This window comes from Metallococcus carri (assembly GCF_011440275.1).
GTDB lineage: Bacteria > Actinomycetota > Actinomycetes > Actinomycetales > Dermatophilaceae > Metallococcus > Metallococcus carri.
This window is the reverse complement of sequence record NZ_JAAOIV010000001.1, coordinates 401,488-428,475: the sequence shown is the minus strand read 5'-3', so window position 1 is coordinate 428,475 and position 26,988 is coordinate 401,488. Positions and strand designations below refer to the sequence as shown.

24 protein-coding genes are annotated in these 26,988 nt (G+C 69.7%); 15 read left to right on the top strand and 9 right to left on the bottom strand.

Translation table 11 applies throughout. The annotated features are described in order from the left end of the window. Positions 1–16: 16 nt before the first annotated feature. Entirely contained in the window at positions 17–1,387 is a 1,371-nt protein-coding gene (gene mtr / locus G9U51_RS02080) for a mycothione reductase (RefSeq protein ID WP_166192343.1), read from the top strand. A 3-nt stretch (positions 1,388–1,390) separates the two neighbouring features. Here mtr and G9U51_RS02075 read toward each other — a convergent pair whose 3' ends face one another. Together G9U51_RS02075 and G9U51_RS02070 are read right to left on the bottom strand one after the other, a co-directional pair. Further along, on the bottom strand, positions 1,391–1,621 hold the full coding sequence (locus G9U51_RS02075) for a hypothetical protein (RefSeq protein WP_166192340.1): 231 nt from the start codon (positions 1,619–1,621) through the stop codon (positions 1,391–1,393). A gap of 57 nt (positions 1,622–1,678) precedes the next feature. Next, complete coding sequence (locus G9U51_RS02070) at positions 1,679–3,310, bottom strand: purine-cytosine permease family protein (RefSeq protein WP_217361280.1); 1,632 nt, start codon at positions 3,308–3,310, stop codon at positions 1,679–1,681. Positions 3,311–3,466: 156 nt separating this feature from the next. Here G9U51_RS02070 and G9U51_RS02065 point away from each other — a divergent pair, with 156 nt between their 5' ends. The 3 genes from G9U51_RS02065 (at position 3,467) to G9U51_RS17725 (ending at position 6,841) form a co-directional block, all read left to right on the top strand. After that, a complete protein-coding gene (locus G9U51_RS02065; RefSeq protein WP_166192337.1) occupies positions 3,467–4,381 on the top strand; it encodes a DUF808 domain-containing protein in 915 nt (304 codons plus the stop codon). A 461-nt stretch (positions 4,382–4,842) separates the two neighbouring features. Further along, the gene (locus tag G9U51_RS02060) at positions 4,843–5,466 is read left to right on the top strand and encodes a hypothetical protein (RefSeq protein WP_166192335.1); all 624 of its coding nucleotides are present in this window, start codon (positions 4,843–4,845) and stop codon (positions 5,464–5,466) included. Positions 5,467–5,506: 40 nt separating this feature from the next. Continuing rightward, on the top strand, positions 5,507–6,841 hold the full coding sequence (locus G9U51_RS17725; RefSeq protein ID WP_166192332.1) for a metallophosphoesterase family protein: 1,335 nt from the start codon (positions 5,507–5,509) through the stop codon (positions 6,839–6,841). Here the strand turns inward: G9U51_RS17725 and G9U51_RS02050 are convergent. Then, positions 6,805–7,074, bottom strand: coding sequence for a hypothetical protein (locus tag G9U51_RS02050; protein WP_166192328.1), 270 nt, complete (start codon positions 7,072–7,074; stop codon positions 6,805–6,807). The two genes, G9U51_RS17725 and G9U51_RS02050, sit on opposite strands and share 37 nt — an antisense overlap. Positions 7,075–7,277: 203 nt before the next feature. Between G9U51_RS02050 and ahcY the strand changes: the two genes are divergently transcribed. The 7 genes from ahcY to G9U51_RS02015 all read left to right on the top strand — a co-directional run bounded on the left by ahcY (position 7,278) and on the right by G9U51_RS02015 (position 16,243). After that, the gene (gene ahcY / locus G9U51_RS02045; RefSeq protein WP_166192324.1) at positions 7,278–8,714 is read left to right on the top strand and encodes an adenosylhomocysteinase; all 1,437 of its coding nucleotides are present in this window, start codon (positions 7,278–7,280) and stop codon (positions 8,712–8,714) included. Positions 8,715–9,173: 459 nt separating this feature from the next. Beyond that, on the top strand, positions 9,174–9,851 hold the full coding sequence (mtrA, locus tag G9U51_RS02040; protein ID WP_166192321.1) for an MtrAB system response regulator MtrA: 678 nt from the start codon (positions 9,174–9,176) through the stop codon (positions 9,849–9,851). Further along, complete coding sequence (gene mtrB, locus G9U51_RS17195; RefSeq protein WP_407941410.1) at positions 9,832–11,556, top strand: MtrAB system histidine kinase MtrB; 1,725 nt, start codon at positions 9,832–9,834, stop codon at positions 11,554–11,556. Before mtrA ends, mtrB begins: the two co-directional genes overlap by 20 nt. Further along, positions 11,553–13,364: a GerMN domain-containing protein gene (locus G9U51_RS02030; RefSeq protein WP_166192315.1), complete on the top strand. Its 1,812-nt coding sequence runs from the start codon at positions 11,553–11,555 to the stop codon at positions 13,362–13,364. Before mtrB ends, G9U51_RS02030 begins: the two co-directional genes overlap by 4 nt. A gap of 102 nt (positions 13,365–13,466) precedes the next feature. Next, positions 13,467–14,192, top strand: a complete 726-nt coding sequence (locus G9U51_RS17720; protein WP_207947913.1) for a ComF family protein — start codon at positions 13,467–13,469, stop codon at positions 14,190–14,192. A gap of 144 nt (positions 14,193–14,336) precedes the next feature. Continuing rightward, on the top strand, positions 14,337–14,999 hold the full coding sequence (hpf, locus tag G9U51_RS02020) for a ribosome hibernation-promoting factor, HPF/YfiA family (RefSeq protein WP_166192312.1): 663 nt from the start codon (positions 14,337–14,339) through the stop codon (positions 14,997–14,999). Continuing rightward, entirely contained in the window at positions 14,996–16,243 is a 1,248-nt protein-coding gene (locus G9U51_RS02015; protein ID WP_407941406.1) for a winged helix-turn-helix domain-containing protein, read from the top strand. Before hpf ends, G9U51_RS02015 begins: the two co-directional genes overlap by 4 nt. Positions 16,244–16,252: 9 nt before the next feature. Here G9U51_RS02015 and G9U51_RS02010 read toward each other — a convergent pair whose 3' ends face one another. Continuing rightward, positions 16,253–16,798 carry a CGNR zinc finger domain-containing protein gene (locus tag G9U51_RS02010; RefSeq protein WP_166192309.1) on the bottom strand — a complete coding sequence of 182 codons (546 nt, stop codon included), beginning with the start codon at positions 16,796–16,798 and terminating at the stop codon, positions 16,253–16,255. 39 nt (positions 16,799–16,837) lie between these two features. On the opposite strand from G9U51_RS02010, the gene G9U51_RS02005 reads away from it, so the two are divergent. Further along, positions 16,838–17,806 carry an EamA family transporter gene (locus G9U51_RS02005; protein WP_166192306.1) on the top strand — a complete coding sequence of 323 codons (969 nt, stop codon included), beginning with the start codon at positions 16,838–16,840 and terminating at the stop codon, positions 17,804–17,806. Between the two features lie 116 nt (positions 17,807–17,922). Then, on the top strand, positions 17,923–18,780 hold the full coding sequence (locus tag G9U51_RS02000; RefSeq protein WP_171715546.1) for an alpha/beta fold hydrolase: 858 nt from the start codon (positions 17,923–17,925) through the stop codon (positions 18,778–18,780). Here G9U51_RS02000 and G9U51_RS01995 read toward each other — a convergent pair. Together G9U51_RS01995 and G9U51_RS01990 are read right to left on the bottom strand one after the other, a co-directional pair. Beyond that, positions 18,777–19,631, bottom strand: a complete 855-nt coding sequence (locus G9U51_RS01995) for a class I SAM-dependent methyltransferase (protein ID WP_166192303.1) — start codon at positions 19,629–19,631, stop codon at positions 18,777–18,779. The two genes, G9U51_RS02000 and G9U51_RS01995, sit on opposite strands and share 4 nt — an antisense overlap. 15 nt (positions 19,632–19,646) lie before the next feature. Then, entirely contained in the window at positions 19,647–21,938 is a 2,292-nt protein-coding gene (locus G9U51_RS01990; RefSeq protein ID WP_166192300.1) for a GNAT family N-acetyltransferase, read from the bottom strand. Positions 21,939–22,052: 114 nt separating this feature from the next. Between G9U51_RS01990 and secA the strand changes: the two genes are divergently transcribed. Next, positions 22,053–24,788 (top strand): preprotein translocase subunit SecA, encoded by a 2,736-nt coding sequence (secA, locus tag G9U51_RS01985; RefSeq protein ID WP_166192297.1) that lies wholly within the window; start codon positions 22,053–22,055, stop codon positions 24,786–24,788. A gap of 7 nt (positions 24,789–24,795) precedes the next feature. On the opposite strand, the gene G9U51_RS01980 is transcribed toward secA, so the two are convergent. Continuing rightward, positions 24,796–25,311 (bottom strand): Rv3235 family protein, encoded by a 516-nt coding sequence (locus tag G9U51_RS01980; protein WP_166192294.1) that lies wholly within the window; start codon positions 25,309–25,311, stop codon positions 24,796–24,798. Further along, positions 25,308–26,084 carry a LysM peptidoglycan-binding domain-containing protein gene (locus tag G9U51_RS01975; RefSeq protein ID WP_166192290.1) on the bottom strand — a complete coding sequence of 259 codons (777 nt, stop codon included), beginning with the start codon at positions 26,082–26,084 and terminating at the stop codon, positions 25,308–25,310. Before G9U51_RS01975 ends, G9U51_RS01980 begins: the two co-directional genes overlap by 4 nt. An 81-nt stretch (positions 26,085–26,165) precedes the next feature. Here G9U51_RS01975 and G9U51_RS01970 point away from each other — a divergent pair, with 81 nt between their 5' ends. Continuing rightward, positions 26,166–26,717 carry a hypothetical protein gene (locus tag G9U51_RS01970; protein ID WP_166192287.1) on the top strand — a complete coding sequence of 184 codons (552 nt, stop codon included), beginning with the start codon at positions 26,166–26,168 and terminating at the stop codon, positions 26,715–26,717. On the opposite strand, the gene G9U51_RS01965 is transcribed toward G9U51_RS01970, so the two are convergent. Beyond that, a complete protein-coding gene (locus G9U51_RS01965) occupies positions 26,718–26,933 on the bottom strand; it encodes a helix-turn-helix domain-containing protein (RefSeq protein WP_166192284.1) in 216 nt (71 codons plus the stop codon). It lies immediately after the preceding gene. Between the last annotated feature and the right edge of the window lie 55 nt (positions 26,934–26,988).

The following is a 26,988-nucleotide window of genomic DNA, read 5'->3' as shown; positions in this document are numbered from 1 at the left end:
GTCGTAGTCTGAGCCGGTGACGCACTACGACCTGGCGATCATCGGCACCGGCTCCGGCAACTCGCTCGTCACCCCCGACTTCGACGACAAGCGCGTCGCGGTGATCGAGCGGGCGACCTTCGGAGGCACCTGCCTCAACGTCGGGTGCATCCCGACCAAGATGTTCGTGTATGCCGCTGAGGTGGCCGAAACCGTCCGTGGCGCAAGCAAATACGGCATCGACGCGCGCATCGACGATGTGCGGTGGCGCGACATCCGGGACCGGGTGTTCGGGCGCATCGACCCGATCGCGGAGGGTGGGCGCGACTACCGCGTCAACGGTCCCAACACGACGGCTTATCTCGGCAGCGCCCGGTTCACCGGACCGCATTCGCTGATCGTCGACGTCGCGGGCGAGGAGCACGAGGTCACCGCCGACCAGATCGTCATCGCGACCGGCGCGCGGCCCGTCATACCCGAGGTCATCCGCGCGAGCGGCGTGCGCTACTACACCAACGACGACGTGATGCGCCTCGACGAGCTGCCCGCCAGCATGGTGATCCTCGGCGGCGGGTTCATCGCCTCGGAGTTCGCGCATGTCTTTTCTGCGCTCGGGGTGCGGGTGTCGATCGTGACGCGCGGTCCGGCGATGCTGCGCGCCGAGGACGAGACCGTGAGCGAGGCGTTCACCCGTGAGGCGCAACGCCGCTGGGATGTCCACCTGTCGGCGTCGGTCACCGGCGCGCGCGAGGAGGGCGGCGAGGTCGTGCTGACCTGCGCCGACGGCGAGCAGGTGCGCGGCGAGTTGCTCCTGGTCGCGACCGGCCGGGAGCCGGTGTCCGCCGACCTCAACCTGCCAGCAGCGGGCGTCGAGACTCACGTCGACGGCCGGGTCAAGGTCGATGCCTATGGACGCACCACGGCCGCTGGTGTCTGGTCGCTCGGCGACGCGAGCTCGGCATACCAGCTCAAGCATGTCGCCAACCACGAGGCCCGCATCGTCGCGCACAACCTGGCCCACCCGGACGACCTGCGCGCCTTCGACCACCGCTTCGTGCCGTCGGCAGTGTTCACCGACCCGCAGATCGCGAGCGTCGGGCTGACCGAGCGGGAGGCCGAGGAGGCCGGCGCGAAGCTCACCGTCAAGGTCCAATATTTCGGCGACACCGCCTACGGCTGGGCGATGGAGGACACCAGTTCGTTCCTCAAACTCATCGCCGACCGACGCACGGGGCGGCTCCTCGGCGCGCACATCATGGGGCCGTTCGCGAGCAGTCTGATCCAGCCGCTGATCCAGGCGATGTCCTTCGAGCAGGACGCGCGCACGCTCGCCCGTGGTCAGTACTGGATCCACCCGGCGCTGGCCGAGGTCGTCGAGAACGCTCTGCTCGGCCTCGAATTCGACTGAGGCTCAGTGCTTTTCGGTCGAGTGCGGATGCCGGTCGTCGTCCGGCTGCAGTGACTCGTTGGCGTCGGCGAGGTGATGCCAGCCGAAGCGAATGTTGTGCAGCAGGTCGCGCGGCGTCCACTCCGACAGCGGCAACCGTTCGCGCGCCGGCATCGCGGTGCGCCCGAGCGCCGCGAACATGAGCGCCCAGACGATCACGACGGCGACGACCAGGCCGACCACGGTGACAACCATGGGGCCTGATCATGCCTCGGAGTGACCCAGCTCACAACCCCTCTGCCGGGTGAACCATCAGGCGGGTCGAACGCTCGGCATACCCAGCGACACCGTCTGTTTGCAGATGTCGTGGCACCGCGAGTCGAGTGAGCAGCACAGACTGCACACGGTCGTCGCGACGAACGGGCAGTCGGCCACATCGGGTCGCTCATAGCCGATCCCGCACGACCCGCAGGTGAGCAGATCGGTGTCCGCGCCCTCGGTGCGCAGGGTGTTCTCCCGAGCCAGGTAGTAGCGGCCACGAGTAGCGACAGCGAGCACGGGCGAGAGGACCACCGCGATCACCAAGGCGATCAGCGGACTGAAGGCGCGCGGCAAGCCGTCGCCGAAAGCGCCGAAGAAGGCCGCCACCGAGACCACCGAGGCGACGACCATCGAGCCGAAGCCCACCGGGTTGATCGCGTGCAGGTAGGCGCGCTTGAACTCGATATAGCGCGGGGACAGCCCGAGCGGCTTGTTGATCAACAGGTCGGCGCAGACCGCACCGATCCAGGCGATGCCGACATTGGAGTAGAAACCGAGGATGGTGTTGAGGAAGCCGAACATGTTGAGCTCCATCAGCAGCAACGCGATGCCGACGTTGAGCGCGACGTAGTAGACCCGGCCCGGGTGGCGGTGGGTGATGCGGGAGAAGAAGTTGCTCCACGACAGCGAGCCCGAATAGGCGTTGGTGGAGTTGATCTTGACCTGCGACATGATCACGAAGACCGCGGCAACGGCGACCGTCGCGTCACCGAGCCAGGGCCGGATCGCCTCGGCGTATTGGTGAATCGGTTCGCCCGCAGTCCTCGTGGATGCGCCGGCGTAGGTGATCGCTGCGACCGCCAGCAGCGCTCCGCCGATCTGCTTGAGGGCCCCGAGGACGACCCAGCCCGGGCCCGCGGCGAGGGTCGCGAGATTCCACGCCCGTGAGTTGTCCGCAGTCTTGGCCGGCATGAACCGCAGGTAATCGGCCTGCTCGCCGATCTGCCCGATGAGCGAGAGGGCGACGCCCATGCCGAGACCGAAGCCGGTCCAGGAGAACCCGCGGTGCTCGCCGTCGCTGCCGGCGAAGCCCACCAACTGAGACAGCGCTCCCGGATGCTGGACCATCACCACGACGAACGGCAGCACGAGCAACACCAGCCACACCGGCTGGGTCCACGTCTGAAGTTTGGCCAGCGCCCGCATGCCGTAGACGACCAACGGGACGATCACCAGCGAGGAGATGAGGTAGCCGGCCCACAGCGGGATGCCGAAGGCATAGTCGAAGCCCTGCGCCATGATCGAGCCTTCGAGGGCGAAGAAGATGAAGGTGAAGGAGGCGTAGATCAGCGAGGTCAGCGTCGAGCCGAAATAGCCGAAGCCGCAGCCCCTGGTCAGCAGGTCCATGTCCACGCCATACCGCGCGCAGGCCCGCGCGATCGGCACGCCGGTGACAAAGATGATCACCGCCGCCGCGAGGATCGCCGCGATGCCGGCCACCGCCCCGTTGGTGAAGACGATCGAGGCGCCGATCGCGAAATCGGCGAGATAGGCGATCCCGCCCAGAGCGGTCGTCGCGACGACATACGGACTCCAGCGGCGAAAGCTGGTCGGGGCATAACGCAGCGAATAGTCCTCGAGCGTCTCGGTGACCGGCGCCCGGCTCGCAGTGATCTGGCCCATTGAGGGTCCTTTCCGGTATGACGGGTGGCGCGCCGTTGCACCGAACGCGGACGAGCCTGCTGTGCCGCTGGGCGCCAGGGGTTTCTCCGAGGTAAATCTCCTGTTACGCCGACGCGGGCGGCGATCTCTGGGAGTGGGCTGAATACACTTCGCCGCATGGCTGGTGGACTTGTCGCTCTGCTCGACGACGTCGCGGCGCTCGCGAAGGCGGCGGCCGCTTCGGTGGACGATGTCGGCGTGGCGGCCGGCCGCGCCAGCGTGAAGGCCACCGGCGTGGTCGTCGACGACACGGCGGTGACCCCGCGCTATGTCGAGGGCATCGCCGCCGAGCGTGAGCTGCCGATCATCAAGAAGATCGCCATCGGCTCGCTGCGCAACAAGCTGCTGGTCATCCTGCCGGTGGCGTTGATCCTCAGTCAGTTCCTGCCGTGGGCGCTGACCCCGATCCTCATGCTGGGCGGCACCTACCTGTGCTTCGAAGGCGCCGAGAAGATCCTCGAACGGTTCACCGGCGGGCACGAGGACGGCGAGCAGGCCGCCGACGAGGACCAGCTCGTCAAGGGTGCCGTCCGCACCGACCTCATCCTGTCCTCGGAGATCATGGTGATCTCGCTGAACGAGGTTGCCTCCCAGGGGTTTTGGGCGCGTGCCGCGATCCTTATCGTCGTCGCGATCCTCATCACGATCCTGGTGTATGGCGTCGTCGCCCTCATCGTGAAAATGGACGACGTCGGGTTGCACCTCAGCAGGCGCGACTCCGCGGGGGCCAAGCGGCTTGGCCGGGGTCTGGTCAAAGGCATGCCGAAGGTGATGAGCGTGCTGTCGACGGTCGGCATCGTGGCCATGCTCTGGGTCGGTGGGCACATCCTGCTGGTCGGCGCGGACGAACTCGGGTGGAAGTGGCCCTATTCGCTGGTGCACCACGCCGAAGTGGCCGTCGAGGGCGTGCCCGGCGTCGGCGGCATCCTGGTCTGGCTGGTCGGCACGCTGTGCGCGGCCATCGCGGGGGCGATCGTCGGCAGCATCGTCGTCGCCATCCTGAAGCTCGTCCGCCGCCCCAAGTCCCACTGACGCCCTCGCCCCTCGTTGGTTGAGGAAGGCCGAGGAACGAGGCCGCCTCGAAACCACCCTCGGCGAGGCCCGACCTCCGCTCGTTGGTTGAGGAAGGCCGAGGGACGAGGCCGCCTCGAAACCACCCTCGGCGAGGCCCGACCCCCGCTCGTTGGTTGAGGAAGGCCGAGGAACGAGGCCGCCTCGAAACCACCCTCGGCGAGGCCCGACCCCCGCTCGTTGGTTGAGGAAGGCCGAGGAACGAGGCCGCCTCGAAACCCGCGACTCGGTGGCCTGAACGCAAGAAGGTGGCCTCTCCGGGAGGTAGAGCTCTTGGAGAGGCCACCAACTCCCGCCGACGCGTCCATCTCCCGCCGAGAGCCACCAACCAGCGATTCGGCATACAGGTCGGCCAACCCGACGACCCGGGTGAGCGTCTTGCAGGGTGAAGAACGGTGAAGGAGGCGGTCACCATGGGCCGAGTGAGGACGCTGGCGGGTGGTGTCGCTGTGGCCGTCCTGATCACCGGCAGCTCAACGCGTGGCGAGGTGGCGCCGGCGAGCGCGGAGTCGTCGGTGCCACGGGCAATCATGTGCGGGGTGCGCGCCTACCACTCGCTGCGGGAGGTGGCGGCATACAGCACCAGTGGACTGATCGTGCGGACGACCGGTGAGCGCCGGGTGGTGCCGGCGAGCAGTTCCGGGGCGGGCAGCGCGGTGTCCACGATCGTGACCGCGAAAGTCGTGGAGGTCCTCGGCGGGCGGGGAATCAGGGCCGGCGAGGTCGTCCGGATCCGGCAGCTCGGCGCCGGCAACGACCCGACCTATGGGCAATATCTCGAGGAGATCCTGCGGCCGAACGCGACCTACGCGGTCTTCGTCGGGCCCGTGTACTTCATCCCGGGGAAGCCGACGGGGGAGTGGGTGATCACCAACGACAGCTCGTTCACCTACGACCCGGCCAGGCAGACCGCCCGGCTGTATTCGGCGGTGGGCAACGAGAACCGCGCGATCCCCACGACCGTGACCCGCGCACAACTGCTCGCGGCGGCCACCTCGGTGGGCACCCGGACGGACCCGCTGGTGACGAAGACCGCAGCGCCGTGAAACTGCGGTCCCCGGGCGTGGCGACCTGGCCCCTGCGAGGATGATCACCGTGGACCGGATCGCGCTCATCTCGGACGTACACGGCAACCTGACGGCCCTCGAAGCGGTGCTCGCGGACATCGACGCCCGCGGCATCACCCGCATCTTCAACCTCGGTGATTATGTCGGCAAGGGTCCGCGTGGCCGCGAGGTCGTGGCGTTGTGCAAGGAGCGCTGCGAGGTCAACATCCTCGGCAACTGGGACGACTTCCTGCCCGACCCGTCGAGGGCCCTCGACGACTGCGAAGCATTGCGCTGGTGGCGGGCGGAACTGGCTGAGGGACAAGGGGATTGGCTGCGGGGCCTGCCCTTCCATCACGACTTCTGGTTGAGCGGCCGCCGGGTCCGGCTGTTCCACGCGTCGGCCACGAGCGTGCACGTGCGGGTGCGTTATGACCACGACGAGGTCGAGTTCGCCGGCATGTTCCACAACACTCCCGCCACCGGCGACGGTCCGCCGCCGGACATCGTGGGCTACGGCGACACCCACGACGCCTTCTGCGAGACCGATCGCGGCAAGACCCTCTTCAACACCGGCAGCGTCGGCAACCCGATGGACGAGCCGACGCCCGTCTACGTGATCCTCGAAGGCCGCTATGGCTCGCAGGATCCCGGACCGTTCTCGATCACCTTCGTGCGAGTGCCGTATGACGTCGACGCCGAGCTCGCCGCCGCCCGTGAGCTCGGCGCTCCCGAGTTCGAGCTCTACGAGGCCGAGCTGCGCCGAGCGGCATACCGCGGGGATGTCCGGCGCGGCGAGGCCCCGGCATACCACCGGCGCAGTCTGGTGGCGCAAGACCCCAAAGACTGGACCTGGACCCTGCAAAAGCCTTGTCCTGATTGCGGATTCGCGGCCAGCGAGGTCGACGGCGGGTCGATCGGGGCGCTCATCGAGGCGGCCATGGCGCCGTGGCCGCAGATCGCGATGCGCGCCGACGCGCGGCGCCGCCCCAGCCCGCAGATCTGGTCACCGCTCGAATACGCCTGCCACGTGCGGGACGTTTGCACGGTCTTCACCGAGCGACTCGCGCTGATGCTCGAGCAGGACAGCCCCACCTTCGCCGACTGGGACCAGGACACCGCAGCTGCCGCTGGCAACTACGCGGCGGCCGACCCGGCCACGGTGGTGCCGCAACTCGAGGCGAGCGCAGCGGCCCTCGCGGCGGCATACGACGCGGTCCAGGGCGACCAGTTCGCGCGAAAAGGCTTGCGCTCCAACGGTTCTGCGTTCACCGTGCTGACGCTCGGGCAGTACTGCCTGCACGACCTGATGCACCACCTGCACGACGTCGGCGTCGATCAGCCCTCGCTGCCCGAGTCCGCCGCGTCGTCCTGACGCGGTGAGCGCTCCTGCCGCTCGTCGGTGAACACCGGCCGCGGCGGCTGCTCGTCCGAATCCGCGTCGGTGCTGTAGTCCTCGCTCACCTCGTCCCAGGCGCGCATCTTGTCCTGGTCGACATCGACCTTGAGCTCGTCCGGCATCTGCTCGGCGCGCTCGCGCTCGGTCATGGCGTCGTCACGCTGCTCACTGCCCTGCTGCTCGTCCTGGTGCTGGCTGTCGTCGCTCATCGGATTCTCCTGCCGTATGCCGGGTGCGGTCGCCCTCCGTTGTAGCCCACCCAGCGTGGCTGCGGGCGTCCGCGCGACGCTCGGTATCCTGATGGACGGTCGGCGTGGGTGATGACCCGTGCAGCCCAGAAGGGCGCGCCGGTGTCGATACGCAAGCAATCACCGAGCACGGCATACGGCCGTGACAGGAGGAGCGGACACCTATGTCCTTCGACTTCAAGGTCAAAGACCTGAGCTTGGCCGAAGCCGGCCGCCACCAGCTGCGCCTGGCCGAGCACGAGATGCCGGGCCTGATGTCCCTGCGCGAGGAATTCGGCGAGAGCCAGCCGCTCAAGGGCGCCAAGATCGCCGGCTCGCTGCACATGACCGTGCAGACCGCCGTGCTCATCGAGACCCTCACCGCGCTCGGCGCCGAGGTGCGCTGGGCGTCGTGCAACATCTACTCCACCCAGGACGAGGCGGCCGCCGCGGTCGTCGTCGGCCCGAACGGCACCCCGGACGACCCGCAGGGCGTGCCCGTCTTCGCCTGGAAGGGCGAGACCCTGCCGGAATACTGGGACTGCACCAACGAGATCCTCACCTGGCCCGGCGGCGAGGGCCCCAACATGATCCTCGACGACGGCGGCGACGCCACGATGCTGGTGCACAAGGGCCGTGAGTGGGAACAGGCGGGCGGTGTGCCTCCGACCACCGACGAGGACTCCGAGGAATTCGCGGTCTTCAAGGAGCTCGTGCGCCGCACGATGGCGCAGGACCCGAAGAAGTGGACGACCATCGCCGAGGGCATCAAGGGCGTCACCGAAGAAACCACCACCGGCGTGCACCGCCTCTACGAGCTCGCGCGCACCGGCGACCTGCTCTTCCCGGCCATCAACGTCAACGACTCGGTCACCAAGTCCAAGTTCGACAACAAATACGGCTGCCGCCACAGCCTCATCGACGGCCTCAACCGCGCCACCGACGTCCTGATCGGCGGCAAGGTCGCCGTCGTCTGCGGGTATGGCGACGTCGGCAAGGGTTGCGCTCAGTCGCTCGCGGGGCAGGGCGCTCGCGTCATCGTCACCGAGGTCGACCCGATCTGCGCGCTGCAGGCCGCGATGGAAGGCTTCCAGGTCGCGCGCCTGGAGGACGTCGTCGACCAGGCAGACATCTTCGTGACCACCACCGGCTGCTACGACGTGATCCGTGCTGACCACATGAAGCAGATGAAGAACAAGGCGATCGTCGCCAACATCGGCCACTTCGACAACGAGATCGACATGGCCGGTCTCGCCAAGATCCCGGGCATCACCAAGACCGAGATCAAGCCGCAGGTGCACGAGTGGACCTTCGAGAACGGCAACAGCATCATCGTGCTGTCCGAGGGCCGGCTGATGAACCTCGGCAACGCCACCGGTCACCCGTCCTTCGTCATGTCGAACTCGTTCGCCAACCAGACGATCGCCCAGATCGAACTGTTCACCAAGACTGACGACTACGCCAAGCAGGTCTACACCCTGCCCAAGCACCTCGACGAGAAGGTCGCCCGCCTGCACCTCGACGCCCTCGGCGTCAAGCTCACCGAGCTCACCAAGGCGCAGGCCGAATACCTCGGGGTTGATGTCGCCGGTCCGTACAAGCCGGAGCACTACCGATACTGAGACCTCGCTGGCGCTCGGCTCAGTATCGGTCGTGCTCCGGCTTGATTCCCTCTTGCGCGTCTTCTGGCGGGGTCCGAGTTCGCTGCGCGAACCCGGTCCCCGCTCAGTGCGACTTCGCATTCCTTTTGCGCGTCTTCTGGCGGGGTCCGAGTTCGCTGCGCGAACCCGGTCCCCGCTCAGTGCGACGCGCGTGCTCGCTTCGCTCGCCGCCCGGTTGCGGCACTCGGGTTCGCTCGGGCCTGGCACGGCATGGGACAACTGGCACGGCAGCGGACAAATGGCACCGGATGACGTGCCAGAGGTGCGGCGCGCGTGCCAGATGTGCGCCCGCGTGCCAGATGCGCGCCGAAAGGGCGCCCCGCCGCGCGAGGGCGGGCGATCCGGCATACGAGCCGGGGGCGTGTGAAAATGAGCCGGTGATCTCGGGGGCTGGGATCGGGAAAGGACGTAGGCACACACATGACCGCTCGGGTACTCGTCGTCGACGACGACGCCTCGCTCGCCGAGATGCTCGGCATCATTCTGCGCGGGGAGGGCATGCACGTCACCCAGGTGCTGACCGGTGCGGGCGCGGTGACGGCGTTCCGGGAGTCCAAGCCGGACATCGTCCTGCTCGACGTGATGCTGCCCGGCATGGACGGCGTCGAGGTATGCCGTCGCATCCGGGCCGAGTCGACCGTCCCGATCGTGATGCTCACGGCCCGCACCGACACCACGGATGTCGTCGCCGGGCTGGAGGCCGGGGCGGACGACTATGTCACCAAACCGTTCAAGCCGCAGGAGCTCGTGGCCCGGGTGCGCGCTCGGTTGCGGCGCGGCGATGACGTCGAGGCCGAGCAGTTGGAGATCGGTGATCTGACCATCGACGTCTCCGGCCACAGCGTGAAGCGGGGCGACACGGTGATCTCCCTGACCCCGCTGGAGTTCGACCTGCTCGTGGCGCTCGCCCGCAAACCGCGACAGGTGTTCAGCCGCGAGGTGCTGCTGGAGCAGGTGTGGGGCTATCGGCACGCTGGCGACACCCGGCTGGTGAATGTGCACGTCCAGCGTCTGCGCTCCAAGATCGAGAAGGATCCGGAGCACCCGGAGATCGTGCTCACCGTGCGAGGAGTCGGCTATAAAGCCGGACCCGCCTGAGCCGACCGCACCCCAGCGCAGCACGCTCGCCGGGGCGGCGGCGACCCTTCGACGGCTGCTGGTCGCCGGGGCGCGCTGGCTCTACCGGCTCTGGCGGCGTTCGCTGCACGTGCGCGTCGTCACGATCACGGTGCTGGCCGGCACGATCCTCGTGCTGTCGATCGGCTCGTATATGTACCAGCGAATCGCCGACGGTCTGGTCAACTCCAAGATGGCCTCGGCCGAGCAGGAGACTCAGGCGCGCCGGTATGAAGCGCAGAGCCTGTTCGACAACACCGACCACACCGACCCCAGCTCGCTGCGTCAGTTGGCCACCGACATGGTCCAGCAGATCGCCTCACCGGGCGACGACCGGTCGCGGCGCGTGATCGTGCTGCAGAGCCTCGGCAACACCGCGCGCCCGATCGCGAAGGTCAGCTCGGACCGCGACACGCCTCCCGAGCTGATCCCGAACGGCCTGCGCGAGGCACTGCGGGGCGACCCGACCCACCAGCAGGTGCAGATCCTCACCGTGCGCTCCGCCGCCGGCGGCACGGTGCCCGCGGTCGTCATCGGCTCGCGCATCCAGATGGCCAATGCCGGGCCCTACGACCTATTCCTCGTCTACCCGATGGACGACGAGCTGCACACCCTCGGCATCATCCAAGGCAGCTTCCTGCTCGGTGGTCTGCTCATCCTGCTGGTGCTGGCCGCGCTCGCCTATCTGGTCACCCGGATGGTGGTCACCCCGGTGCGCGCCGCCGCGCATGTCGCCGAGCGGCTCAGCGCCGGCGCCCTCAACGAGCGGATGCGGGCGCGCGGGGAGGACGACGTGGCCCGACTCGCGCTGTCGTTCAACTCGATGGCCGACAGCATGCAGCGGCAGATCCGCCAGCTGGAGGACCTGTCCACGCTGCAGCAGCGGTTCACCTCCGATGTGTCCCACGAGTTGCGGACCCCGCTCACCACAGTGCGGATGGCGGCCGACATGCTGCACGACCACCGCGCCGACTTCACCGCACCGGTCGCCCGGTCCGCGGAATTGCTGGTCTCCCAGCTCGACCGCTTCGAAGCGTTGCTGACCGACTTGCTGGAGATCAGCCGCTTCGACGCCGGGGCCGCCGCGGTGCAGACCGAGCCGGTCGACCTGCGTGAGGTGGTGCAGCGCGTGGTCGAGACCGCCCGGCCGCTCGCCGAGCGCAGCGGTTCCCGGCTGCGGGTCAGTGCCCGGCGCCCGGCCGTCGCCCCGATGGATCAGCGCCGGGTCGAGCGCATCGTGCGCAATCTGGTGACCAACGCGATCGACCACGGCGAGGGGCGTCCGGTCGACATACGGGTGGGGGTGAACGCGACCGCGGTCGCGGTCAGCGTGCGCGACTACGGCGTCGGGCTCAACCCCGGCGACGAGGCGCGGGTCTTCGGCCGGTTCTGGCGCGCCGACCCGGCCCGGGCCCGCACCACCGGTGGCACCGGCCTCGGGCTGTCCATCGCCCTGGAGGACGCGCGGCTGCACGACGGCTGGCTGCAGGCCTGGGGCGAAAAGGGATCCGGCTCCTGCTTCCGGCTCACGCTGCCGTCGCGCGCGGGCGTGCCGATCGAGCGCTCGCCGTTGCCGCTCGCCCCCGACGACTCCCAGGTCGGCCGCATCATGCCCGCGGGCAACAGCCTCACCCTGGGTGCTGCGGGCGCCACCGGCGAGGGGCCGAAGCGGTGGATGGCGCCATGATCCGCCGGTGGTGGCTGCTGGTCCTGTGCCTGCTGCTTGCCGGTTGCGGTGGCCTGCCGAGCTCCAGTCGGGTGAGCGCCCGCGACCCGATCATGGCCGCGCCGACCGGTGCTGGGCCGCGGGTGGAGTTCTACGGCCCCCAGGGCGGGGAGAACCCGGTCGAGCTGGTCACGCAGTTCCTGCGCGCCAACAGCAGCCCGGACGACGACTACGGCGTGGCGCGCGAGTTCCTCACCCCCGGAGCCGACCGGCTGTGGGTGCCTGGGCGCGCGGTCGCCCTCAACAACGGCGAGCGGGACTTCGCGATCACCTCCAGCGGCGGCGGCCGGGTGCGGGTGGTCGCCAAGCAGACCGGCGAACTCGACGGGCGCGGGCACCTCACCGAGTTCGCCACGCCGCGCACCCGCACCTTCGAGGTGATCCTCGCCCGGGTCGGCGGCGAATGGCGGATCAGCGAGTTGCCCAAGGACTTCGGGGCGTGGATCGGCCAGGTCGACTTCACCCAGCGGCTCTTCCTGCCGCGCGCGGTCTACTACCCCGAGACCACCACTCGCACCGTCGTCCCCGAACGGCTGTGGTTCCCCAAGACCGGTCTGGCGACCGCCCTCGCCCGCGCGGTGCTCGCCGGGCCTCCGCCGTGGATGGCCGGCGGTCCCAAGGACCGCCAGCGGCCGGCCTTCGTGCAACTGCCCGCCGACACCGCCCTCAGCGTCGACGCCGTCCCGGTCGATGCCGCCCGCGGTATGGCGACCGTCGACCTCACCACCGCCGCGCTGCGCGCCGATGCCCCCACCCGGGCGGCGCTCTGGGCGGCGATGACCGCGACCCTGATCGGCCAGGTCGACGGCGTGCAGCAGCTGCGCATCACCGCGGGCGGCAACCCGTGGGAAGTGCAGGGCGCCCGCGACAATCCCACCCAGCCCAGCGATGTCGGTTATCAGCTGCGCACGCCCAGCGGCACCGCGCTCGTCATGCGCGACGGCAATACCCTGCGGTGGGTCGACCCGGCCACCGGCGGCCCGCAGCGCCAGACCAACGACCGGCCGACGCCGCGCCTGGCCGAGCTCACGGTCAACTGGTACCTGCCGGCCTCGGACGCCGGAGGCCATCAGGTGTTCGCGATCTCCGGCAGCCGCACCTCGGTGGGCCGCTGGAAGGACGGCGTCAAGGTGCAGGAGTATTCCGGCTTCGCCCGCCAGCTCGTGCGTCCGTCGGCGGACGCGCTCGGTGAGATGTGGTTCGCCGGGCTGCCGATCTCGGCCGCCGGCCCGCAGAAGTCACCCGCCCGCGGCTCGGTCGTGTGGACCCTGGATTCCACCCAGTCCGGCAGCCGCACGCCGTTGCAGGCGGTCGCGGCGCCCTGGCTGGCGACCTCGGAGGTGCTCGCGCTGCGGGTCGCGACCGACGCTCAACGGGTCGCCGTCGTCACCCGCGACCCCCGGGGCGTCAGCCACCTGTTCGTGAGCACGATCGCCCGCGACCGGTCCGGCAACCCGGTCGCGCTCACGACGCCGATGGAGCTCGGCCAGGGCATCGCCGGGATGCTCGATGCGGCCTGGATCGACGACGAGTCGATCGCCGTGCTCGCGCGGTCGGCGGACAATGCGGTCACCCAGGCGTATGCCGTGCCGTTGAGCGGCTTCCACTACAGCCTCGGCCAGGTGCCGGGAGGGATCGGCATCGTCGGCACCGGCGTCGGCGTGGAAGACCTGGTCGTGGTGACCAACCGGCCGTCGGTGCTCACCCGCGCGGGTGCCAGCTGGCCGGTGCTCGCCGGTTATCAGGACGCCTTCGTTCCGGGCCGCTGAGCGCAGTTTGTCCACAGGCTGGGTCACCGGCCACCGGCGGCTGTCCACCGGCGCGATCGGCACGGGTGGCGAGGCGGACGGCATACCTGATCCAGTGGGTTCGTGGTCTGGGGAGCGGCGGCCGCGGCGGTGGCCGACCTGGTCTGGCCCCGGCAATGTGGTGGCTGCGAATCAACCCGCAGCCGCTGGTGCGCGCGCTGTGCCGCGATCGTGCGCGACGCGCTGGTCGCCGGTCCGCAGCGGGTCCAGCCCGATCCGTGCCCGCCCGGGTTTCCGCCGACCTGGTCGAGCGTGTCCTATGACGGGCCGATCGCCCACGCCCTCAAGGCCTACAAGGACGGTGGTCGCGCCGATCTGCTGGGGCCGCTGTCCCAGCTGCTGCGCACCGCGCTCGCCGGGGCGCTCGACGCACCACCGCTGCGCGGCCATCTCGTCCGCGGGGGAGCGGTCCTGATCGTGCCCGCCCCGTCGCGACCGGCGGCATACCGCAAGCGCGGCCGCCACCCACTGCTCGACCTGGCCCGAGCGGCGGCCCCCGAACTCCCCATCGTCGACGCCCTGCGGTTCGGCCGGGGAGTGCGCGATCAGGCCGGGCTGGATGCGTGGTCACGGGCCACCAACCTCAGGGATGCGGTCGGGCTGCGTCGGTCGGTGGCCGGGGCCTGGGTGCTGCTGGTGGATGACGTCGTCACCACCGGAGCCACGCTGGTCGAGTCCCGGCGCGCCCTGCTCGCCGGGGGTGCCGTCGGCGTGAGCGCCGCGACCGTCGCGGTGACCCGTCGGCGCGCCTCCTCGGAACCGTTTACGCCGCGGGCCACGTTGGCATAGCGTGAGCAGATGAACGCGATCGCGTCGTCCCCATCGCCGGGAGCACGACGCGTCGCAGTCTCCTCCAGGAAGGAGGTGGTTGCGTAAGGACGAGGACCTCGTAGTCCAACAGTGGCCAAAATCCCTCCCGCAGAAGGAGATTCCATGGAGATCAGCGTCACCGGCCGGCACACGTCGGTCCCGGAGCGATTCCGTCGGCACATCGAGGACAAGCTCGCCAAGGTGTCCCAGCTCGACCCCCGCGTCACGCGGTGCGAGGTCGTCGTCACCCACGAGCCCAACCCGCGCCAGGCCAAGGAGGCGGAGCGGGTCGAGATCACCTGCTTCGCCAAGCGCTCGGTCATCCGCGCCGAGGCTGCCGCCGACGAGGAGTATGCCGCCCTCGACCTCGCCACCACGCGACTCGGGGAGCGATTGCGCCGGGAGCACGACAAGCGCCGGGTCCACCGTGGCCGCAAGCAGCCGATCTCGGTCCACGCCGCGACCGCCGGGCTGCCGGCGGATCTGCCCGACGACCAGTCCGCCGAGGACGGCCAGCAGCAGGAGGTCCCACCGTCCATCGCCAAGATCGGCGGCGACGAGGACTGCCCGGTCGAGTTGCGCGAGAAGGTGCACGCCAGCGTCCCGATGACCGTCGACCAGGCGCTCAACGCGATGGAGCTGGTCGGCCACGACTTCTACCTCTTCCACGACGCCGACACCGACCGCCCGAGCGTCGTCTATCGGCGCCGCGGCTGGTCCTACGGTGTGATCCACCTGCAGGTCGACGCGCAGCCTGCCACCCATGAGGCGACCGCCTCGGCGTGAGCGATCCACAACCGTCGGAGGGCGGTGGCGGCGAGCGCAGGCTCGCCCCACCGCCTTCCACTGAGACCATCGGCCTTCCGCTCGCGCGGCGAATTGCGTTGGCAGCACAGGGTTTTCGCGATCCCAAGCCCGAGCCCTTCACTGCGACCACGCGGCACATCCAGCGGGTGATCGACCGGGTGAGCATCGTGCAGATCGACTCGGTCAATGTGCTCACCCGCAGTCAGTACCTGCCGTTCTTCTCCCGTCTCGGGCCGTATGACGTGGCGCTGCTCGACCGCGCCCGCGACCGCGCGCCGCGACGACTGGTGGAGTACTGGGCGCACGAGGCGAGCCTGGTGCCACCGGCGACCTGGCCGCTGCTCGACTTCCGCATGCAACGCGCACGAGACGAGTCCTGGGGCGGCATGCAGCGCGTGGCGCGCGACCACCCCGAGCTGGTGGCCGCCGTGCGAGCCGAGGTGGTGCAGCACGGTCCGCTCACCTCTCGGCAGGTCGAGACGCGACTCGAGCACGACCTGCCCCGCGAGCGGGACCACTGGGGGTGGAACTGGAGCCTGGTCAAGAACGCCCTCGAACACCTCTTCTGGGCCGGCGAGATCACCAGCGCCGGACGCACCAGTCAGTTCGAAAGGCGTTATGCCTCAGTCGAATCCGTCATGCCGCCCAGCGTGCGTCCCCATGCCGCAGTCGATCAGCGACCGCCCCACGACCGGGCCATCGAAGAGCTGGTGCGCATCTCCGCGCGGGCGGTCGGCATCGGCACCGCGCAATGCCTGCGCGACTACTTCCGGCTGCGCCCCGCGTTGTTCGAGCCCGCGTTGCACGCCCTGCTCACGACGGGCGAGCTTCGCCGCGTGACGGTCCGCGGCTGGAAGCGGGCGGCATACCTCTGGCATGAGGCGGCGCGACCGCGCACGGTGCACGCGGAAGCCCTGCTCAGCCCGTTCGACTCGCTGATCTGGCAGCGCGAACGCACCCACGCGCTGTGGGACTTCCATTACCGGCTGGAGATCTATGTGCCTGCGCCGCAACGGGTTCACGGCTATTACGTGCTGCCGTTCCTGTATGGCGATGCGCTCGTCGCCCGGTGTGATCTGAAGGCGGACCGGGCGAGCAGCATGCTGCGCGGTCGCGTCACCTGGGAGCCGAACGTGCCGGCCGATGCGGTCGGTGCGCTGCAGCGTCAGTTGCGGCAGATGGCCGACTGGCTCGGGCTCACTGATGTCGCGGTCATCGGCTGACCCGGTCGCTCAGCGGGTCGCGCCGGCCGCGGCCTGACGAGCGCGGTATGCCGCGACCGCTGCGCCGTTGCCGCAGGTCGTGCTGCAGAACACCTTGGAGCGGTTGCGGGTGAGGTCGAGCACGATGCCCTCGCAGTCGTCGGCGGCGCAGATCGCCAGGCGGGACATCTCGTCGGCGCGGATGACGTCGATCATCGCCATCGCGGTCTCCACCGTGACCCGGTCGGCGAGCGGTGCCTGATCGTCGATGGCGTGGATATGCCAGTCGACATCGCCGTGCCGGACCAGCCGGGGGAGTGCCTTGGCGCGCTGCAGCAAGTCGTTGACGATCTCCACCGCGGCGTCCCGGTCGCTCGTCAGCAACCGCCGCAGGGTCGGGCGCAGCCGCCGGACGGCGCGCAGGTCGGTCTCGTCGGGGCGCCGGCCGGTGTAGCCCTCGTCGTCGAAGAATTCCTCCAGGTCGGCGAGCGTGAGCAAGGTGTCGGGCTCCTCGCCGGAGTTGACCAGGCGCACCGCGGCCCGCAGAGCATCGGCGGTGTCATGGGCAAAGGTCATGTTGACAGCTTACCGGAGACACTCCTAGTGTCATGAGTCATGGCAGTGATGACACATGACGAGGTGATGACGCCCGCGCGCTCGGCGACGGCCACCGGGCTCGGTTTCGCGCTCGCGTCGGCGGCGTCCTTCGGCATGTCGGGCAGCATCGGCCGCGGCCTGCTCGACGCGGGCTGGAGCCCTGCCGCCGCGGTGCTGGTGCGCATCACCGTCGCGGCGATCGTCGTGCTGCCGGCAGCCCTGATCAGCCTGCGCGGCCGCTGGGGACTGCTGCGGCGGGAGGCAGGCGTGCTGCTGGCCTATGGGGCGGTTGCGGTGGCCGGCTGCCAGCTCGCCTACTTCTCCGCGGTGCAGCACATGCCGGTCGCGGTGGCGCTGCTCGTCGAATACACCTCGCCGGTGGCCGTCGTGCTGTGGCTCTGGCTGCGGCACGGTGAGCGTCCGGCGCGGGCCACGGTGCTCGGTGCAGGTGTCGCCGCACTCGGCCTGGTGCTCGTGCTGGACCTGCTGTCCGGAGCGAGCCTGAGCGTGATCGGGATGGCCTGGGCGCTGTTCGCGATGGTCGGCGCGGCGGTGTATTTCGTGCTGTCCGCGCGCGACTCACAGCTGCCGCCGATCGTGCTGGCCGGCGGGGGACTGGTCGTCGGCGCGATCGTGCTCGGTGCGGCCGGCCTGGTCGGCATCGTGCCGTTGCGCGGGTCGACCACCTCGGTGCGGTATGCCGTGGGCTCCTTCCCTTGGTGGTTGCCCCTGCTCGCGCTCGGCGTGATCACCGCGGCCATCGCCTATGTCACCGGCATCGCCGCGAGCCGCCGGCTGGGGTCGCGACTGGCGTCCTTCGTTGCGCTGCTCGAGGTGGTGTTCTCGCTGATGTTCGCCGCGATCCTCCTTCACGAGTTGCCCGGTCTGTGGCAGCTGGTGGGCGGCGCGCTGATCCTCGCCGGCGTCGTCGTGGTCAAGCTCGGCGAACCCCGCCTGGAAGAACCGATCGTCCACGAGCCGGTCTAACCCCCCGAAACGTCACTAATGCTCCGCGAAACGTCACCAATGCTCCGCGAAGCGTCACTAATGCTCCGCGAAACGTCACTTAATCCGCGCGAGATGACGGGGCCTAGGCTGCCGCGGTGACCGAACGACGCGCCCCCACGCCCGCGCAGGAGTATGTCGAGGTCGCTCCCGGCATACGGCTGGCGACCTGGACCGACCGCAACGATGCCGACTCGCTCCCGCTCGTGATGATCCACGGCGGGCCGGGGCTCTGGAGCGACTTCGAGGACCTCGTTGCGCTGCTGTCCGAGGGGAGCGTCGTGCACACCTATGACCAGCGGGGATGCGGCCGGTCCGACCCGAGCGACGAGCAGTCGATGCAGCACTCAGTCGCCGACCTCGAAGCATTGCGCGAGCATTGGGGTCACGACCGCTGGGTCGTCGTTGGCCATTCAGCCGGCGCGTCCATCGCCCTGGCGTATGCCGCCCAGCACCCCGAGCGCACCGCTGCGGTGGGTTATCTCGACGGCACCGGCATCGGTGACTGGCGCAGCGCCCACCGCGCCGAACGAGCGCGCCGGCTTGGTGACCTGGCAGCGCGACTGGAGCAGCTGGACGGCATACCTGATCGCAGTTGGGAGCAGGAGGTCGAATGGCGTGACCTGCAGTGGCTGCCCGACGACGCCGATCCCGTGGCCGGCCGCGAGCGCCGCCGTCATCTGGCCGCTACGGACCTGGCGATCAACCTGGTCGCCAATCGGCAGATCCGCGCGAGCGACGCCGACCTGATCGCGTGGGCCGCGGCGACGACCTGCCCCGTTTTCTTCATCCACGGCAGCGCGGATCCCCGCCCCGTGCCGAACGTCCTCGCCCTCGCCGCCAAGACCGCCCACGCGCGCAAGCGGGTCGTGGAGGGTGGCGGTCATTCGCCATGGGTCGAGCAGCCGGGGCAGACCGCCGAGTTGTTGCACGAGGTCGTCCAGGCCGGCCGCTAGACCACGTCGGCGCGCTGCTCCGCCCCGCGGGTGAATCGAGCGGGTGCCGACCGGGAACGCTTGTGCAGAGCGATCACCGAGTCGTAGAACCGCACCGACCAGACGTCCGGCCGGGCCGGCCGCGACGCCGCGCCCTCCGCGCGGTAGTACCACCGGTGCAGATCATCGACCAGGTCCTTGGCCTGCTCGACGGCGGTCCCGGGCAGTCGCAGCCCACCGTGGAAGCCCGGCCAGTAGGCCGTGTGCACGTCCTCGATGACATAGACGCCACCGTCACTCAGCAGCGGCCAGAGCGTCTCGAAGCTGGCCTGTTGATGCTCGGAGATGTGGCTGCCGTCGTCCAGCACGACGTCAACGCCGCCCATCTCCTCGACCACCGACCGCAGAAAGGCCGGGTCGTCCTGGGAGCCGATGCGAACCTGCGCGACGGTCGGGTCCACCAGACCGGCGCAGGAGGGGTCGATGTCGACGCCGAAGATCGTCGCCTCGGGTCCGAAGAAGGAACGCCAGAACACCTGTGAGCCACCTTCGGCGACGCCGATCTCGAGGAAGCGCAGCGGACGCGCCGTCCCGTCGGCGGTGCGGAACCCGGCGCGGTAGGGCCCGAACTCCATGTCGTAGATCTGCGGGTAATGGCGCCATTTGTGCATCAGCCGGCCGGTGTGCGCCTCGGCGAGCGCGCTCGCCTCGCCCGGCTCGAGCGGTGAGTTGTCGAGGGGGAACGAATCCCAACCCGCTGATTCGGTATGCCGCGGACCATGCGGGATCAGCCCGCGCACCCGGGACCGCGGTCGCAGCGCGATCCGGGCGCGAGACACCGACTGGGCGAGGAAGGAGCGGGGCTCTGCCATGTCCGTCGACCCTACTCACGAACGGTCGCTCGCGGGAATGCCTCCGTGAGCGCCGCGCAACCGATCGAAGCGCAACAGGTCCACCACTCGGCCGTCGCCGAGCGGCTCGGCCGCGCGATCCCGCCCCACCTGGGTGAAGCCGGTCGCCTCCGCGATCCGCACCGACGCCTCATTGCCGTCGGCGACGTTGAGCACGAGGCGTTCCCGGTCCAGCCCGTCCGGGTCCAGGCCGTATGCCGCAGCCACCCCCACCGCAGCCGTCGCCAGGCCGCGCCGCCTGGCATCGGGATGCACCCAATAACCGACCTCGGCGCGGCGTGGCGGCCCATCGGTGATCTCCTGCAGGCCGACGGCACCGAGAAAGTCGATCGACCCCGGCTCGCAGATCGCCCACCAGATGCCGTGCGCGGCCCGGTCGACATACCTCTTGGCGCGGGCATAGCGCCGGGCCTTCTCCAGGGTCGGCTCCTCGCGCAGGTCGAGCCAGACACGCGACTGGGGATCGCTCCAGGTTTCCCAGATCCGTTGTGCGTCAACGGTTTCCAATGGCCGCAGGACGACCGCCTCCGACTCCAACCGGGGCGGCAGTTGTGAACCATGCGCGCCCCGGTCCTCGGCCGCGAGCAACTCGAAATACGCGCCGTCGGTCTCCGAGCCGTCGGCATTGGTGTACGCCGCGTGATCGGTGCCCCACTGCCGGAAGCCAGCCCGCAGCAGGATCCGCTGCGAGGCGATGTTTTCCAGGTCGGTCTCGGCGTGCAACCGGGTGAGCCCCAAGGTCTCGAAGCCATGGTCGATGACCGGCTCCAGCACCTCGCCGATGACGCCTCGGCCACGCGCCTGCGACCAAAGCCAGTAGCCGACCTCGGCATTGCCACGGGTGCCCTCGCCGATCGAGAAGAGCCCGATATTGCCGAGCACGTCACCGGTCTCGCGGTCGGTGATGCACCAGGTGAGCGCGGCCCCAGTGTCGGCCAGCCGGCGGCGCCGCCGGAGCGCGGCGTCGTGGGTCTGCGCGGTGGGCAGCTCGCCGGCCATGAACCGGCGGGCGTCGGGGTCGGTCACCTGGTCCGGCCGCGGCCGGTCGGCCTCGGTCCACTCCCGCAGCACGAACCGCTCGGTCCGCAGGGTCGGTATGGCGAGTGGAGACACCCGCTGCGCCTCCCGGTCGTCGCTGGCGAGCAACTCGAAGGTGAGCGCACCTCGGTGGCTGCCGTCGGCGGCGGCCAACACCTCACGCTCGTGCGCGAACTCGCGGAAGCCGGCCCGCCGCAACGCCCGCGCTGAGCCGCGGTTGTCCTCGTCGGTGCCGGCCTGCAGCCGGTGCAGACCCAGGCCGGACGACCCGGCGTCGTCGGTGCGTGGCGCGAAGGCGTGCCCGATCACCATCTCGAGGGCCTCGCCCAGCAGCCCGCGTCCCCGGGCATCCGGCAGCAGCCAGTAGGCGACCTGGCCGGTGCCGGCGATGAAGTCCACGTCCAGCCCGTCGACCTGCACGTGTCCGAGGACCCGGTCGGTCTCCCGGTCGGCGATGCACCAACAGACCCCGGCACCTGCCGCCATCCGGCGGCGTCGCTCCAGCAGCCACGCCTCGAAGTCCTCCGGCGCGGGCTGCAGACCAGAGGTCGCGACGAACCGGGTCGCCAGCTCGTCCGGCCCTTCGGTCGGGGCGTCGTCGCGGGTCCACGGCCGCAGCACGACATGCTCGCCGCGCAGCACCGCCGGCTCCCACCACGGCCGCGCCGGCCCGCCGGTCCAGCCGTCGGTCGCGAGGTGTCCCAGCCACACCGCGACCGGCTCCCCATCGAGGCCCCGCTCGGCGTCCGGCCAGCTGGCCACGAACCGGAAGCCGTTCGCCCACGCCGCCCGCCAGGACGCGAAATTGCCTGCGTCGCAACGCCATACGAGGGATCCAGCCCCGAGTTCGCGCACGGCATACGTGATCGCCAGACGGGCCGCCCGGGTGACCACGCCCCGGCCGCGCACGTCCGGGTGCGCGCCATACCCGATCTCGTATGCCGCCCTCGCCCGCGGGTGCAGGTTGATCGAACCGGCGAACTCCCCGTCGAGGTCGATCGCCCAGACCGGGTGCATCGGGTCGGCCTGCCACTGGTCCGCCCGGCTGTCGACGAAGGCCCTCGCCTCCGGCTCGCCATAGGGGTGCGGCAGCGCCGAGACGAACCGGCGCGACCGCTCGTCGGTCGCGAACTGCACGATGCGCGGGATGTCGCTGCGCCGGTGCGCGCGCAATGTCACCTCTCCGTCGGTGAGCACCGGCACGTCGTCGGGGAAGGTGAAGCCCGTCATACCCGCATCCCAACAGACGGGACGGGCGAGCGCGACCGCGTTTCGGGTGTCAGCACCCTGTCCGCTTATTCTTGGTCGGACTGCCCGTCTTGCCACCCGAAGAGAGCTGACCCCGTGCCGAAGATTGTCGAGAAGGTCCTGCGTGCCGGCGAAGGCCGCACCCTCAAGCGCTTGGAGGCGATCGCCAACCAGGTGAACCTGCTCGAGGAGGACTTCGCCGCGCTCACGGACGCGGAGCTGCGCGAGGAGACCGACAAGTTCAAGCAGCGGCTGAAGGACGGCGAGACGCTCGACGACCTGCTGCCCGAGGCCTTCGCCGCCGTGCGCGAGGCCAGCAAGCGCACGATCGGCAAGCGGCATTTCGACGTGCAGCTCATGGGTGGCGCTGCCTTGCACCTGGGCAATGTGGCCGAGATGCGCACCGGTGAGGGCAAGACCCTGGTGGCGACGCTCCCGTCATACCTCAACGCGCTCGAGGGCAAGGGCGTGCACGTGGTGACGGTCAACGACTACCTGGCCGAATACCAGTCGGAGCTGATGGGCCGCGTGCACCGCGCGCTCGGGCTGGAGACCGGGTGCATCCTCGGCTCGATGACGCCCGAGCAGCGGCGCGCGGAATACAAGAAGGACATCACCTACGGCACCAACAACGAGTTCGGCTTCGACTACCTGCGCGACAACATGGCCTGGTCGACCGACGAGCTGGTGCAGCGCGGCCACCGCTTCGCGATCGTCGACGAGGTCGACTCGATCCTCATCGACGAGGCCCGCACCCCGCTCATCATCAGTGGCCCGGCCGACGAGGCGACCCGGTGGTATGTCGAGTTCGCCAAGATCGTCGAGCACCTGGACTGCGCGCCCAACAAGGCCGGCGAGAACAAGGACGGCACCGGCGACTACGAGATCGACGAGAAGAAGAAGACCGTCGGCATCATGGAGTCGGGCATCGAGAAGGTCGAGGACCTGCTCGGCATCGACAACCTCTACGAGGCGGAGAACACCCCGCTGATCGGCTTCCTCAACAACGCGATCAAGGCCAAGGAGCTGTTCAAGAAGGACAAGGACTATGTCGTCCTGAACGGCGAGATCCTGATCGTCGACGAGCACACCGGCCGCATGCTGCCGGGCCGTCGGTACAACGAGGGGATGCACCAGGCGATCGAGGCCAAGGAAGGGGTGGAGATCAAGAACGAGAACCACACCATGGCCACGGTGACCCTGCAGAACTACTTCCGCATGTACGACAAGCTCGCCGGTATGACGGGCACCGCCCAAACCGAGGCGGCCGAGCTGTACCAGATCTACAAGCTGGGCGTCGTCACGATCCCGACCAACAAGCCGATGATCCGGCGCGACCAGTCGGACCTGATCTACCGCACCGAAGAGGCGAAGTTCGCCGCCGTCGTGGACGACATCGTCGAGCGGCACAAGGAGGGCCAGCCGGTCCTGGTCGGCACCACCTCGGTGGTGAAATCGGAGTACCTGTCAGAACAGTTGCGGCGCAAGGGAATTCCGCACGAGGTGCTCAACGCGAAGTTCCACGAGCAGGAGGCCCAGATCGTCGCCCAGGCCGGCCGCAAGGGTGCGGTCACGGTCGCGACGAATATGGCCGGTCGAGGCACCGACATCATGCTCGGCGGCAACCCCGAGCACATCGCGGTGGCCGCGCTGAAGCGCCAGGGGCTGGACCCGGAAGAGACTCCCGAGGACTACGAAGCCGCCTGGGACGAGGCGCTGAAGAAGGCCGAGAAGGCCGTGGAGAAGCAGCACGAGGAAGTGCTCGAGCTCGGCGGGCTCTACGTGCTCGGCACCGAGCGGCACGAGTCGCGCCGCATCGACAACCAGCTGCGCGGCCGCGCCGGCCGGCAGGGTGACCCGGGAGAGAGCCGCTTCTATCTGTCGCTGCAGGACGACCTGATGCGGTTGTTCAACGCCAATATGGTCGACCGGTTCATGCAGACCGCCAAGATCGAGGACGAGGTGCCGATCGAGTCCAAGATGGTGTCCCGCTCGATCCAGAGCGCCCAGAGCCAGGTGGAGAGCCAGAACTTCGAGATCCGCAAAAACGTCCTGAAGTATGACGATGTGCTGAACCGCCAGCGCGAGACGATCTATGAGGAGCGGCGCCGGGTGCTGGAGGGCGAGGATCTCGGCCCGCAGGTGCGCCACTTCATCAACGATGTCATCGACGCGTATGTCGACGGCGCGACCGCCGAAGGCTTCTCCGACGACTGGGATCTCGACACGCTGTGGGGCGCGTTCAAGGAGCTCTACCCGATCTCGGTGACGCTCAAGGAGCTTGAGGACGAGGTCGGCGGCCGCGAGGGTGTCACGCCCGAGCTGCTCGCCGAGGAGGTCCGCTCCGACGCGCAGCACGCCTACGACCGCCGCGAACAGGAGTGGGGCGAGGAAGTCACCCGCGAGGTGGAGCGCCGGGTCATCCTGTCGGTGCTGGACCGCAAGTGGCGCGAGCACCTCTACGACATGGACTACCTCAAGGAGGGCATCGGGCTGCGGCAGTTCGCCCAGCGCGACCCGTTGGTGGAATATCAGCGCGAGGGCAAGCAGCTGTTCGACGCGATGAGCGATGCCATCAAGGAGGAGACGGTCGCCTCGTTGTTCCACGTCGAGGTGGACCCCGAAGAGGTCAAGGCGGCGATCCCCGAGCCGGCCGAGAAGCTCACCTTCATCGCCCCGGGCGAGGACGGCCAGGCCGAGGCGCACCAGATCGACGACGAGGGTCGGCTGGTGGGCGAGGACGACTCGCACCTGCCACGGGCAGAGCGCCGGGCTCGCGCCAAGCAGGCGAAGAAGTCGCAGCAGTCGGCGAAGAAGGCCGCCAAGAAGTAGTCGTCGGTCAGCCGAGCTCGAGCGCGGTCACCAGCCACCGCCCGTCCACTCCGGACATCCGCATCGCGATGGCATGCGGTCGGCCGTGGCTGATGGCGACGACGGTCACCTCGGCGACTCCGTCGGCCGGTTCGGTGACCCGCAACCGCCGGATCTTGGGCGGGTGCAGCGGTCGCGCGCCACGGCGCACGGCCGCGGCGTGCCCGCGCTGGATGCGCTCGCGCAGCTCGAGCGTCACCCAGCGCGACAGCTGCGCCGGAGAGCGCACGCCGGCGAAGCACTCGAGCACGCCGAGGACGAGTCGGTGCGCCCAGATCGCGGGGTCGGGCAGGTCGGCGGTCGCCGTCGCCTGCGGGCCGAAGAGCTTGTCCTCAGCCTCCCCACGGAAGTCGACGGCAAGGACTGCTTGCCCGGGCCCGGGCCGATCCCGCCGGCGCAAGGCGTCGGGGTCGGGTGCCGGCCGGAGCGCGGGCGCGCTGCGCAGCGTCGGCAGCGGGAGTGCGGCGATGGGCTGAGCGCTCATGGCAGAGCTCCTTCGAAACCGGGGACGACGGGCCCGGGGGCGCGCAGCACCTGCCCGGGGAAGATCAGGTCTGGGTCGGGGCCGATCACGGCGCGGTTGACGGCATACCACCGCGGCACGGCGCGGGCGACCTGCTCCGCGTCGGCACCGGGGCCGAGATGGCGCTCGACGATCGACCACAGGCAGTCGCCGCGGCGCACGACGACCTCAGCCGCCGGCTCCGGTGCGCGGTCGCACGGCATGAGCAGCGCACTGCGATCCGCGGGCGCGGTGGCCGGCGGCCGGTGCGGTGTCCAGCCCGGCACCGGTGCCGCACAGGCCGGGGTCGGCGCGGTGAGCAGCGAGTGGCCGGTGCCGAGCGCCGAGGGCGCCGTCGCGGCCACCGGTGCCGCGACCGCTGCGTCGGCCGCCGGTCCGGGCTGCAGCTGCCAGGTCGTGAGCGCGAGCAGCAGCATCGCGATGCGTCGCGCCCAGTCGGCGGAGAACCCCTCGGGCGCCGCGATGTCCGGCTCCTTGACCGGCCGCAGGACGGTGGCGATGGCGCGCGCGAGGACGACCAGCGCCCACCCGGTCACCAGCGCGGTCAGCGCACCGAGCGCGACGACGACCAGGTCGTCGGCGGCGATCGCCGGCTGCTCGTGCAGCCGCGAGATCCACCGGGCGGTATGCCGGACCGTGGTCGCCTCGAGGACACCCAGCCCGGTGACCGCGAGCGCGCCGAGGGCGGCCGCTCGGCGGCGGTGGGCGGCGGAAGCCTGCGTAGCAAAGTGCATGAAACGACACTAACTGACAACAACAGCGAAGAAAAGGAAAAAAGCGCATCGGTGGAAAACCGCGACCGTACGATGGCCGCCATGCGATGGGAGGAACTCTTCGGCGACCTCGAGGGTCAGCTGGCCGAGGCCGAGCGCCGCGACTGGGAAGCCCAGCTGCCCGACCGCACCCGCGCCGAGCGAGCCGAGGTGACGCTGCTCGACCGGTGTGCGGCGACCATCGGCGCAGTGGTCACGATCGACACGGCGGCCGGTCCGGTGCGCGGCGAGCTCGCCGACCTCGGCAAGGACTGGCTGTGCGTCCGGGAAGAAGGCCGCAGCGATGCGTGGGTGCCGCAGACCGCGGCGCTTGCGGTGGCGGGCCTGTCACCGCGCAGCGACCCGGCGGTGCGGATCGGTCGGCGGTTCGGCATGGGCGTCGCGCTGCGGGCGATCGCTCGCGACCGCGCTCCCGTCACGATCCACGCGCCCGGCGGGCTGCGCTGGGCCGGCACCATCGATCACGTCGGCCGCGATCACCTGGATCTGGCCGAACATCCCGCCGATGCGGTCCGGCGGCGCGGCGCGGTGACCGGCCACCGGGCCGTGCCCTTCGCGGCGATCTGTGTGGTGCGCCGCGCGGTCACCGGCTGACTACGGCTCGTCGGTGAGCGAGTCCGACTCGATCCGAGCGCGCGTATCGGCATACTGCCGCTGGATGAAGGCCTCGAGCTCGCTGGCCTCGATCCGCCAGGCCTTGCTCGGCTTGATGGCGGGCAGCTCTCCCGACTTGATCAGGGCGTAGACCGCGCGCTGGGAGAGGTTGAGGATCTCCGCGACGTCGCTGATCTGCAGGAAACGCTGGCTCACGTCGGCCATTGTGGCTCATCGGCCCCGCGGCTGCCGACGCCCCTGTGGAAGGAAG